The sequence below is a fragment of the Wolbachia endosymbiont (group B) of Scrobipalpa ocellatella genome (assembly GCF_964188425.1).
In the GTDB taxonomy this organism is placed as follows: Bacteria; Pseudomonadota; Alphaproteobacteria; order Rickettsiales; family Anaplasmataceae; genus Wolbachia.
This window is the reverse complement of sequence record NZ_OZ077190.1, coordinates 671979-683907: the sequence shown is the minus strand read 5'-3', so window position 1 is coordinate 683907 and position 11929 is coordinate 671979. Positions and strand designations below refer to the sequence as shown.

The 11929-nt window shown below is 33.7% G+C and carries 8 protein-coding genes and 1 pseudogene; 4 read left to right on the top strand and 5 right to left on the bottom strand.

Annotated elements, in window-relative coordinates; genetic code table 11:
- The first annotated feature begins 38 nt into the window (after nucleotides 1–38).
- Entirely contained in the window at nucleotides 39–767 is a 729-nt protein-coding gene (gene recO / locus AB3210_RS03155; protein ID WP_007302913.1) for a DNA repair protein RecO, read from the top strand.
- A gap of 22 nt (nucleotides 768–789) precedes the next feature.
- On the opposite strand, the gene AB3210_RS03150 is transcribed toward recO, so the two are convergent.
- The 5 genes and pseudogenes from AB3210_RS03150 to AB3210_RS03130 all read right to left on the bottom strand — a co-directional run bounded on the left by AB3210_RS03150 (nucleotide 790) and on the right by AB3210_RS03130 (nucleotide 10278).
- Complete coding sequence (locus tag AB3210_RS03150; protein ID WP_007302914.1) at nucleotides 790–2166, bottom strand: PleD family two-component system response regulator; 1377 nt, start codon at nucleotides 2164–2166, stop codon at nucleotides 790–792.
- Nucleotides 2138–2428, bottom strand: a complete 291-nt coding sequence (locus AB3210_RS03145) for a twin-arginine translocase TatA/TatE family subunit (RefSeq protein ID WP_007302915.1) — start codon at nucleotides 2426–2428, stop codon at nucleotides 2138–2140. The genes AB3210_RS03150 and AB3210_RS03145 overlap by 29 nt, the downstream gene beginning before the upstream one ends.
- A gap of 5 nt (nucleotides 2429–2433) precedes the next feature.
- Nucleotides 2434–7104 carry an NAD-glutamate dehydrogenase gene (locus tag AB3210_RS03140; protein ID WP_052264805.1) on the bottom strand — a complete coding sequence of 1557 codons (4671 nt, stop codon included), beginning with the start codon at nucleotides 7102–7104 and terminating at the stop codon, nucleotides 2434–2436.
- A 27-nt stretch (nucleotides 7105–7131) separates the two neighbouring features.
- Complete coding sequence (gene clpB, locus AB3210_RS03135; RefSeq protein WP_052264804.1) at nucleotides 7132–9693, bottom strand: ATP-dependent chaperone ClpB; 2562 nt, start codon at nucleotides 9691–9693, stop codon at nucleotides 7132–7134.
- A gap of 90 nt (nucleotides 9694–9783) precedes the next feature.
- Nucleotides 9784–10278, bottom strand: a pseudogene (locus tag AB3210_RS03130) (ankyrin repeat domain-containing protein).
- 472 nt (nucleotides 10279–10750) lie between these two features.
- On the opposite strand from AB3210_RS03130, the gene AB3210_RS03125 reads away from it, so the two are divergent.
- The 3 genes from AB3210_RS03125 (at nucleotide 10751) to AB3210_RS03115 (ending at nucleotide 11890) form a co-directional block, all read left to right on the top strand.
- Nucleotides 10751–10987: a hypothetical protein gene (locus AB3210_RS03125; RefSeq protein ID WP_213863745.1), complete on the top strand. Its 237-nt coding sequence runs from the start codon at nucleotides 10751–10753 to the stop codon at nucleotides 10985–10987.
- Nucleotides 10974–11213, top strand: coding sequence for a transposase (locus tag AB3210_RS03120; RefSeq protein WP_019236516.1), 240 nt, complete (start codon nucleotides 10974–10976; stop codon nucleotides 11211–11213). The genes AB3210_RS03125 and AB3210_RS03120 overlap by 14 nt, the downstream gene beginning before the upstream one ends.
- Nucleotides 11214–11620: 407 nt before the next feature.
- On the top strand, nucleotides 11621–11890 hold the full coding sequence (locus AB3210_RS03115) for a hypothetical protein (RefSeq protein ID WP_019236515.1): 270 nt from the start codon (nucleotides 11621–11623) through the stop codon (nucleotides 11888–11890).
- The last annotated feature ends 39 nt before the right edge of the window (nucleotides 11891–11929 follow it).

Genomic DNA, 11929 nt, shown 5'->3' with positions numbered 1-11929 from the left:
TATTATCTCTATAATATCACATGGTCAATATACTCTGAATGAGATGGAAAGATGAAGGTGTTATTATAGCTGTTAAAAAATACGGTGATAAAAATTTAATTCTTTCTCTATTTACAAAAAATCATGGAAAGTGCAGAGGATTAACTAGGTTAACAAACAATAGCAATTATAAGTTTCAAATAAGTAATCTATTACATGCAGAATGGAGTGCTAAGCTACCTGAAAATCTAGGTTTTTTAAAGTGCGAATTGATTGAATCTCCATTTCATCATTTCTTTCAAGATAGGTTAAAAAGCATTGCTATTGTTTCTTTCTCGTCTATATTAGAAAAAGTGCTTCCAGAAAGTGAATCCTGCATCAAGTTATATGATAATTTTAGACACTTCATCGATGTAATAAAACATAATAGCCAGTTTTGGCAAAGTCATTACCTTAACTTAGAGCTTCTGCTTCTTACGCAACTTGGATTTAAGTTAGACCTATCAAAATGTGCTGTAACAGGTGTGAAAGAAAATCTACAATTTATTTCTCCAAAAACTGGTAGAGCAGTGTCAAAAAAAGTAGGTGACTGTTATGCAGATAAATTACTACCTTTTCCACAGATGTTGCATGATGTATACAATAACAACCTACAAAATAGCTACTCATATCAAGAATTCAGACTAGGGTTAAAAATTACAGGGTATTTTTTAAATAAATATCTATTTCTGCAGTTAAATGCGAAATTTCCGGAGTTGAGAAATTTTATGCTATCATTTGAATCTTAGTTACTACTTATTTGAAAGAACTTCAACCAGTAACCACTCTATTTCTACCACTGTTTTTTGCTTTATATAAATATTTGTCAGCACGTACTATAAATTTTTTAACATCATCAAGGTCAGATCTTTGCATTGCTGAAATTCCAATGCTCACAGTTACATTATGGGTTGTATTTTTACCCACAAGTATAAAAGGTTCTTTGGCAATAATTTTCCTTATTCTCTCTGCAATAGTATACGCATCTGATACATTGGTATCTGGCATTACAACAACAAATTCCTCACCACCAAACCTAGCTAATAAATCTGTCACTCTAATATTTTCAGAAATTCTTTTCTGTATTTCCTTTAAAAGTTCATCTCCAGCATTATGCCCAAAGTTATCATTCACCATCTTAAAATAATCTATATCAAGTATCATAAGAGATAAACTTCTATCTTTTTCCACAGAATCCTTAACAATATTTCTTAAGTGTGCATCAAAATATCTTCTATTATAACAGTTAGTTAATGGATCCTTTATAGACATTTCTACATTATTAAATAAATTCATTCTCAAGGCATCTTGATACCTTTTGCGTTTCACTTGCAAATTAACCCTAGCTATTAATTCACTCTCATCTAAAGGTACTGTTAAATAATCATTAGCACCTACATCAAGTGCCTTTACTAAATTGCTTTTATCATAATCTTCAGAAAGGATCAGAATTGGTGTATAACGTGTTTCTACTTTACTACGAAACTTAGAACACAACCGTAGGCCGTCAGTTTTTGAAAACTGCATGTCAGAAATAATCAGGTCGTAATTATCCTTAATACCAACCTTTAATGCTTCTTTTGGATCGTGCAGTATTTTAATTGATCTGAAGCGTTGCTTTAGAACATTGTGTATCTGCTCTGCTTGAAAGGTGTCCTCATCTACAACAAGTATGTTAGCATCAAAAATCTGATTAGAATAATCCATAATACTGCTTTCTGCTACTCCACCAATCTCAGCATTAGTTTCTCCTCTCAAGCACAACTCATCTATTATCATCTTTAAGCGCACAAGAGACTTAATTCTTGCAGATAAAGCAGTTTCATCTATCGGCTTAGTTAGAAAGTCATCCGCACCAGCATTAATTCCTTCCACTCTATCATGAGTGTCATGCAGCGCAGTTACCATAATGATTGGAATATAAGTCGTTAAGGGATCATTCTTTAGCTTCTTACAAACCTCAAAACCACTCATTTTTGGCATCATGACATCAAGTAAGATAATATCTGGCTGCTGTTCCGCTACTAAATCTATCGCCTCCTCGCCATCATAAGCTACAATAACTGTATAGTACTCTGCTTTTAGCTGAGCCTCCAAAAGCTTAACATTAGATGGTATATCATCTACTACTAGGATTTTTGCTGTCATTTTTTGTACTATCTACATTGTAAGTAGGATAAAGCTTGCCATCTTCACCAATTATGTAATTGACTTTTTCAACGTTATGCCCTTCATATAATTCTTTAATTCCGGTATCCTTCAACAATTTCCTAACTCTTGATTTTACAACCCAGAAATACCTATATATATTTTTAATAAGATTAAGAAATACAGGTACTTTACTTTTATCAAAAACAATTATACTCACTAAAGCTACAACTAAAATTTCTGAAAGACCTATATTAAACATTTTTCCTATGAAGCAAGTACTTTAATTCTCCTGATTATGAGTATTAATTTACTTAAATCAAGTTTAGAAGCAACCATCTCATCTAAAAAGCTATTGTAACGCTCTATATAATCCTTATCATTAAGAGCCCAAGTTTGAACCTTATCTATATGATTATCAGTAGCTTTTATAACTTTAACAGCTAGCTTATGATGATAATTGCTTAAATCATCTAATAAATCATTAATTAAGCTGCGATCCCAATAAGAAGAATGGCTTTTAATCTTGACAGCAATTGTTCTAATCATATCAAACCTTAGCAGCGACTTTAATTTAAAGTATATTCTACCAGCTTCAAAGATTGATAAAGATGTCTGTTCAGCAATAGATATAACGTCCAGCGCATAAATAAGAATACGTAAATCAGCAACCTTTTTTGCTAGATCTTTATTTATGTTAAGCTCTACCAAAGAGGTTAATCCATGATTATAGATCTTTAACAGGCGATCATCTAAAATATCATGGCCTAAAGTTTCAATTGCACCCCTAAATTTTGTAACACCATCTAGTTCTACAAGATTAAGCTTACCAAGATTTTTTACTAACCAAAATGATACCCTACCAATAAATTTTTGCACACTTCTCACTACTTGCAAATATGAATCAACATCAATTTTTCCATCCAATTCATCAATTTTCTGCCAAAGGCTACTTAAATTATATAGGTGATTAACAACGATATATATGTTAACTGCTTCATGTACTTTAATTCCAGTACTCTCAACCAAATTATTAATAAATATACAGCCCATCCTATTTACTACATCGTTTGTAATGCAAGTAGAAATAATTTCCCTACAAAGTTGGTGTTTCAATATGGAATCCTTGAACTCTGTTACCATCCTTTGTGGAAAGTAATTTAGTAAGTAATCACGGCACAAAAAATCTTTTTCAGGTAGCTCAGAGTGTATAACTTCATTTTTTATTGCTGTTCTTGCATAAGACATCAGAACAGAAAGCTGAGGAGAACAGAAACCTTCTCCATCAGTTAACATTCTTGCTACCTCTTCTTCAGCTGGAAGAAATTCTACATCTCGGTTTAGCAGCCCAAATTTCTCTAAACTGAGTAATAATTTATGGTGCTGCTCCAACTTTTCTTTAGCTTGCAAGCACTCAAGAAGCAATGCTTTTGTTTCAATCCTGTTATGGTTTTCAAGTACCTTAGATGCAACTTCATCTATCATGCTAGCCAGTATTTCATTCCTTTTTTCCAAGAAAATTCCCCCTTCTTTCATAATTGCAACAAAAGCAATCTTGATGTTAACTTCAAGATCAGAACATATTACTCCTGCTGAATTATCAATAAAATCTGCATTGATATACCCACCTATTTTAGCGTATTCTACCCTTCCAAGCTGCGTGCAACCAAGGTTGCCACCCTCTATAAACATAGAAGCTCTAATATCATGACCGTTTACTCTTAATTCATCATTTGCTTTATCGCCAACCATGCCATGGCTTTCACTTTTTGCCTTAACAAAGGTGCCAATTCCTCCATTCCATATGAAATCCACTTTTGCCTTGAGCAAATATCGAATCAAATCATTTGGAGATAATGTATCTTCCGTTATATCAAAGCACTTTTTCATTTCTTGAGAAATTTCTACTTGTTTGCTACTACGTTCAAATACCCCGCCACCATGAGAAATCAAATCTCTATTGTAATCCATCCAAGTGGAAAACGGTAATTCAAAGAGCCGTTTACGCTCCACGAAACTCTTTTCCGCATCAGGATTTGGATCAACAAAAATATGCATATGATTAAATGCTCCAATTAAACTCATATTTCTTGAAAGCAGCATGCCGTTCCCAAATAGATCGCCAGCCATATCTCCAATTCCAATAACAGTTGTATCCTGGTAAATATCCTTATTCATTCTCCAAAAATGGCGTTGTGCTGCAATCCATGCACCTCTTGCTGTAATACCCATCTTTTTGTGGTCATAACCTGCTGATCCACCAGATGCAAATGCATCTTCGAGCCAAAAGTTACATTCAGAGGATATTTCGTTTGCATAATCAGAAAATGAAGCAGTGCCTTTATCTGCTGCAACTACCAAATATGGATCATCTTCGTCATACCTAATCACATTTTCTGGTGGAGTTATTTTGCCATCAACTACATTATCAGTAATATCAAGCATTCCTCTGATGAAATTCTTATAGCATTCAACACCTTTCTCCCTTAAAATGTTTTTGTCTTTATAAACTTGCTTTATTACAAACCCACCCTTTGCGCCAACAGGTACAATGACCGCATTTTTTGTCATCTGGGCTTTCATGAGTCCCAAAACTTCAGTGCGAAAATCTTCCGTTCTATCCGACCATCTCAAACCACCACGAGCCAACTTCCCTCCTCTTAGATGTATTCCCTCAAAAAGGTTTGAATAAACATACAATTCACGGTATGGGCGCGGGTCAGGTAAACCATTTATTTTACTTGAATCAAATTTGATAGATAAGTATGGCTTATCATCTTGATAATAACTGGTTCTCAAAATTGCCATTATCAAGTTAAATATCGAACGCAAAACGTAATCATTTGAAACGTTGCTGATCTCTTTTAGTAGTTCTTCAATTTTTTCTATCAAAATGCTAGTAGTTTCTGCCCTATCAATATCTATTTTAGTATCAAATCTTGAATGAAATAATTCTACTAAATACCTTACTACTTTTGGATACTCTGATACTACTTTCTGGATATATTCTGGGTTATAGCTAAATGATGTCTGCTTTAGGTAGGCGCTTAGCGCTCTAATCAGAAGCACTTCCTTCCACTTGAGCCCAGCAATAATGATCAAGCTGTTAAAATAGTCATTTTTTATTTCCTTGCTGAACACTTTTACAAGTGTTACCTCAAACTGCTCTTTTAAAGTAATGTTGTCTATTAATTCATCAACTCTTGACAACACAAAATGATGTATCCATATTCCACCGTTGATTTCTATATAATAACCATTATGAGATAGAATCTTAGCCCCTAAATTCTTAGTAACCTTTAATATCTTTGACAATTCAAGGCCTCCGTTGCTTGGAGTGTAAACCTTCAATTGATAGTTGAGATTGTCACGAGTAAGCCTCAAATCAACTTCGCTGACTTTTTTCTTTCTCACTATCTCCAATTTTTTCATATCATAATACGCATCATGAGGTTCAAAATTCTCTTGATAACTTATCGGAAATGCCTTGCAATAGCGGATAAATATATCCTCAACAGTGCTAAAAGTATTATATAAATTGTCTATAAAACGATCTTCCCACTTTTCTGTAATGTTTCTTAACTTGTTTTCGATACGCAAAACTTCATCATCAAAAATGCTAGCGCTTTTGGTTCTTAGCACCACGTGTAATTTCATCAAATCATATTCATTGATAATGTGATTGTTATAAATATCTGAACTTTCTGCATTCGTTTCATCTTTCAATATATCGCGTATCTTAAACATTAGTCTTGCACTAGCATAACGCATCGGTATCAATACTATGCAACTAATAAAGTTCCCTACCTTTCTCAAAAATAATTTGACTCTTGGTCTAATCGCAAGAGACATGATCGAGGTGCAAATTTCAAATAACTCGTCTTCATTTGATTGGAATAATTCGTCACAAGAAAATGCCTGTAAAATGGAAATTAAAGCTTTATTGTTATGGCCACCAGGAACAAATCCTGCCTTTTTTTCTATTGTTGTAACCTTATCCTTTATTACCGGAATAGTTCGAATATCTTGCACTTCTGCTATAGAAGTAAATAGCCCAAAAAAATGCTGTTCCCTTATTACATCACCCTGATCATTAAATTCTTTCACTCCTATACAATTCATATAGGTACGCCGATGAACTATTGAGATTAGGTCTGATCTTAGTATGTATAAAGAATTCAAGCTTTCAGAAAAAATTGATGAATTTTGGTACTCTTCACTTGCTCTCATTAACCCGAGGCTCTCCTTACCACTTAGAGCAAGCTTCCCTTCTTTATTAGTAATGTATTCTTGATAACCTAAAAATACAAAATTGTTATTTTTCAACCAAGCTAGAAAATCTCTGCCTCCAGCATCCAATGCCGGATGCTCAAGAAGCTTCTTGAGCATCAATTGCCAGTCCTTTACAACGCAGTTAACTGCTTTTAGCGTCTTTCGTAGAGATTCTTCTAGTGTATCAACAAAGCTACCGCTTATGCCTTTAATAATTACATATATTACTGACTCTTTGATTCCATTACTTTCTTCTAAAAGATGAATTTTATCTATTAGGCTATTTTTTCTTTGAACATTAATTATGCTGTTACTATAATAGCATATAGTTAAACCGTTTGACTTAATAGTGGAAATGACAGAATCCACTAAAAAGGGCATGTCATAATTTGTGATTTTAATTATAGTGAAATTGCCTTCTATTCCTGAAATATCATTTACATTACTTACTGCCAATTTACTTTCTTCTTTTTCTTTTTTAAGAATGAAGTTGTATGCATCTTCTGCAATGTATAAAAGAAATTTATCGTTGACTTTTAGGTCACTATTATAAACAAAATTATAAAAGTACTGTATAAACTCTTTAATTTTTTCTTTCTCTTTTTTATTCCCTTGATCAACTAGCTTAAATAAAGACTCAACATTAACATTATGATTTATACACATTTTTCAAAACAAAAATACACAGCGAATCTAGATCTTTTTAACTAAGATTTCGTTACCAGAAGTATACACTATTAGCTCATCTCCTTCTACTATTTCCCCAGATAAAACTAACTTAGCTAGATTATTTTGAATGCATTCTTGTATTACCCTTTTCAGAGGCCGCGCTCCATATTCAGGGTCATATCCAGTTTGTGCTATTAGTTCTTTAGCTTCTTGCGATAAACTAATACTCAGTTTACGCTTAGCAAGCATCTTTTGTAAATAAGAGAATTGAACATCTATAATTTTATCAATGTCATCTTTGGTTAAGCTGTGGAATATAATAATTTCATCCAGTCTATTTAAAAATTCTGGACGAAACGCTGACTTAACTATTTTCATCACCTCATCTTTCACAGATTCGGTAGCTCCTCTTAGCATCATCTCAGCTCCAAGGTTAGAAGTTAAAATTAGTATGGTATTACGAAAATCAATTAATTTGCCATGGCTATCGGTTAGTCTACCTTCATCCAAAATCTGCAGTAGTATATTAAATATATCTGGATTTGCCTTTTCTATCTCATCAAACAAAATTACCTGATATGGTCTTCTCCTTACTGCTTCGGTTAATCTGCCACCTTGTTCATAACCAACATATCCTGGAGGCGCACCAATTAACTTTGAAACGGAGTGTTTTTCCATATACTCTGACATATCAAAGCGTAGAAGTGCTGATTGATCATCAAACAAAAATTCGGCAAGAGATTTTGCTAACTCTGTTTTTCCAACTCCGGTTGGACCTAAGAATAAAAATGAACCAAAAGGTCGATTAGTATCCTGAACACCAGAACGGGAGCGCCTTACTGCATTACTTATCGCTTCAATTGCATCTCTCTGCCCTATTACTCTTTTTCCTATTTCATTTTCCATGTTAAGGAGCTTTTCCTTTTCACTATGCATCATGTTATCAACTGGAATGCCTGTCCATTTTGAAACAATATTTGCAATATCACTCTCAGTAACTTCTTTCTTTAGGAAACTATCAGTAACTTTTTCCTGATTTTTTAACTCATTTTCAAGTTGAGGAATCACACCATACATCAATTCCCCTGCCCTTCCTAAATTTCCATTCCGCTGAGCCAATTCTAGCTCTTTCCTCGCATTATCCAATTTTTCAGCAGTTTCTTGTATTTTAGCTATTTTATTCTTTTCCATCTGCCATTTACTGCTTAAGTCAGCAAATTTACTGTTTAGACTCTCAATTTCCTCATTTATCTTTTTTAAACGTTGCTTAGAGTTTTCATCACTTTCTTTTTTCAAAGCCTCTGACTCAATTTTCAGCTGTATAATCTTTCTTTCAAGCTCATCAACAACCTCAGGCTTGCTGTCCATTTCAATTCTAACCCTACTTGCTGCTTCATCAATTAAATCGATCGCTTTATCAGGTAAAAACCTATCTGTTATATATCTATTAGAAAGCGTTGCAGCAGCGATTATTGCACCATCTGTGATTCTAATACCATGGTGCACCTCATACCTCTCCTTCAAACCCCTCAGTATTGAAATAGTATCAGTCTCAGTCGGTTGAGAAATAAACACAGGCTGAAAACGCCTTGCAAGCGCAGGGTCTTTCTCTATATGTTGACGATACTCATCCAAAGTTGTAGCCCCTATACAGCGAATTTCTCCACGCGCAAGAGCAGGCTTGAGCAAATTTGAAGCATCCATCGCACCACTTGTCGCTCCTGCTCCCACTAAAGTATGAAGCTCATCTATAAACAAAATAACTTTGCCCTCTGCTTTTAAAATCTCATTAATCACTGCTTTTAGTCTCTCTTCAAACTCCCCTCTAAATTTTGTTCCAGCAATTAATGCACCAAGATCCAAAGCTAAAACTTTTGCATCACGCAAACCAAGTGGTACATCATTTGCAACAATTCTGTTTGCTAAACCTTCAACTATTGCAGTTTTTCCAACACCAGGTTCACCTATCAGTACTGGATTATTTTTTGTTCGCCTCAACGATACCTGCATAGTTCTTCTGATTTCCTCATCACGACCAATTACAGGATCAAGCTTACCTTGCATAGCAAGCTCTGTAATATCTTTTGTATACCTCTTTGCCGCATTTAATTTTTCCTCGCTATTTGGAGAGTCTGCACTGCCACCTTTTCTCATTTCTGCAATAACTGAATTTAATTTTTGCGGTGTTACACCACCTTCTGCTAAAATTTTACCTACAATTTCATCTTTTTGTGCAGCAAGGCCCTGCAACAACCGCTCAACAGTAACAAATGTGTCTTTATTTCTCCTCGCAATACCAATTGAATCATCAAAAACTTTTGCTACCTCTCTTGAAAGCTGAAGTCCAACACTACCTGGTCCTCCAACCACTGGAAACTTTTTAATTGTACTACTCACAGCATCAGAAATATTCTGAACATTTCCATCACAGGTGCCTATCAAATCCTGAACTAAACCTGACTCATCTTCAAGCATTACTTTAAGTAAATGTTCAGGCATAAAAATCTGATGCCCAGCTCCCAATGCTTTCATTTGAGCGCTCTGGATTAGGCTTTTTGCTTTTTCGGTAAATTTATTCAAGTCCATAATACAAATTTAACTCATACTTGCTGATATATATAACAACTACTTTCTCAATTTTAAACTTAAAGTCATTCAGCATTCAACCACTATGGATTAAAATCCATAGTGGTTGAATATTTGATCGTAGGGCTTATCTTTGTTATGCCTTGACCTTAACACAGCTACATTTCTAGGTTTTTCCATCATCGTTTATAATGTTAGGATTAGCGCCTTTTTCTAGCAAAAATTTGATAATCCTTAAATCACCATAATATGCAATATTATGTAGTGCTGTGCTTACATACTTGTTAATAATGTTTACGTTAACTCCCTCATCTATTAAAAACCTAACTATCTCTAAATATCCCCTTCTGCAGCATAATGTAACGCAGTTAACTTAGGCATGTGTGTATCAGTATCTAATAAATTTTTTACTGAGAATTTTACAGTTTCTAAGTTACAATTTTGAGAAGCAATGCGTAATATCGTTTTATAATTATCTGCAGCTTTTGACTTCATGTAGTAATAGGTAGCAATAATACATACTATTAATGTTATAAGCCACCAAAAATGCAGCTTTTTTTTTGTATCTTGACTCAATTTATCCATATTCAACATCTTTTTAATATTAAATAGATCATTTACTCATTTTTTATTAACATTACTTACTCAAAGATGATGACAACATAGTAAGGTAACCTGAGTTGGCTTTGTTGCATAGCGAGTAGAGATGGGAGAAAAAAGGGAGAAAATCTAAAGAAAGTGGTTACTTTATTAAGAAATGAACATTGTGTAGAGTATATGCCAAAGAAGATGAAGGTCAGTAATCATTAAAGAGTATAATCAATTTTTAGAAAAAAGAGGAAATGTCTTTCATTTTATCGATGAAGCTATAGAAAACTGGTACGAAAGTTCAGAAAAAATTCCTGGAGATTTATAGCGATAAGGTTGTTATTGCAGTACGTATAGTCGTTAATCTATTTGGAATAGGCTTAAGGCAAGCAGTTGGATTTATAAAAGGATATTTACAAAGTATAGTGAAGAATCTCCAAGTATTCACAAGCTTCTCGTCAAACTTAATTTGAAACTATGTGACCACAGAACAGATAAAAATGACATAGAGAATATTGAAATTGCTATAGATAGTACTGTAATGCATATTTATAGTAACAGTACTCAACATAACAAAGATAACGCCAAGATAAGGAAGTATAATGGTACAGATCAAATAAGAAAGCTATATGTTGCTTTGGACGTAAACAGCAAAAAGGCAATAGCAGTTCGATATACTAATTTTCTTTCACATGATAGCATCTAAAATACTAAAGGAAATGGGTGATATCTATAAGATTAAGTCTCTGCGTGCAGATGGAACTTATGATACAGATAATTTATATAAGTTGTGCAATCAATACAATTTGAAACCCATCATAAAGCCAAGAAAAAATGCAAAAATCTGCAGCAATATAGATTATCTATCAGAAAGAAACAACAACATTAGTATAAGGAAAACTTACCCACTGGAAAAAGAAGACAAGGTATGAAATACGTTCACGTATCGAGAGTTTTTTCCTGAGGCTCAAAAAAACATTTGGATTTAGTTTTAAGAATAAATCTGAGGTAAATCGCTCTCAAGAGGTGCTTTTAAAATGCTATTTTATTAATAACTTTACTGATATAGGTATGCCTATTTTCAAATTTGCCTCGTAAATTCCTTTCATTACTCCTCCTTATTCCTTGCCATTCAACAAAACCTGGGAAGGGCTATACTTGGCAGTGGCTACACTTCTTACGGCAGAGCGATAAATGATTGCTGGTTAACCAAATGCTAGGAGAGGGTATGGGTAGTTTGATTTTTTATGTTGTTCTGAAAAGAAGATGTACTATATTTAGTATAAAATTCATAGTTACATGTTAATATTATACTAGTTTTTTAATTAAGGAGAATATTATGAAAAGTAATACAAAAAGTGCTGCTGCGTATAATACTAGAGAAGAAGCGTATGAACAATATTACCATTGCATACGCGCATGTCCTAAAAGTCATCAGGATAATAACGAACTACGTAGTGCATGCATTAGTAAATGTAGGGAAAGTGATTGGAGCTTTGAACAGGATGTAAAATTTAGTGATCAATTAAATTCTATTACGTCTCAGCTCCAGGAAGGGCTGAACGATTTATCTGAGTTGTCATCAGATCTAAATCTAATGAAACTATAAAAAAGAAGATACTTAGTATCTTCTTTGCTATGCAAGCTA

Excerpts from the sequence above, each read along its gene's own strand:
- AB3210_RS03140 (WP_052264805.1), bottom strand. The coding sequence starts at position 7,104 with ATGTGTATAAATCATAATGTTAATGTTGAGTCTTTATTTAAGCTAGTT.
- AB3210_RS03145 (WP_007302915.1), bottom strand. The coding sequence starts at position 2,428 with ATGTTTAATATAGGTCTTTCAGAAATTTTAGTTGTAGCTTTAGTGAGT.
- AB3210_RS03150 (WP_007302914.1), bottom strand. The coding sequence starts at position 2,166 with ATGACAGCAAAAATCCTAGTAGTAGATGATATACCATCTAATGTTAAG.
- AB3210_RS03115 (WP_019236515.1), top strand. The coding sequence starts at position 11,621 with ATGAAAAGTAATACAAAAAGTGCTGCTGCGTATAATACTAGAGAAGAA.
- AB3210_RS03120 (WP_019236516.1), top strand. The coding sequence starts at position 10,974 with ATGATAGCATCTAAAATACTAAAGGAAATGGGTGATATCTATAAGATT.
- recO (WP_007302913.1), top strand. The coding sequence starts at position 39 with ATGAGATGGAAAGATGAAGGTGTTATTATAGCTGTTAAAAAATACGGT.
- clpB (WP_052264804.1), bottom strand. The coding sequence starts at position 9,693 with ATGGACTTGAATAAATTTACCGAAAAAGCAAAAAGCCTAATCCAGAGC.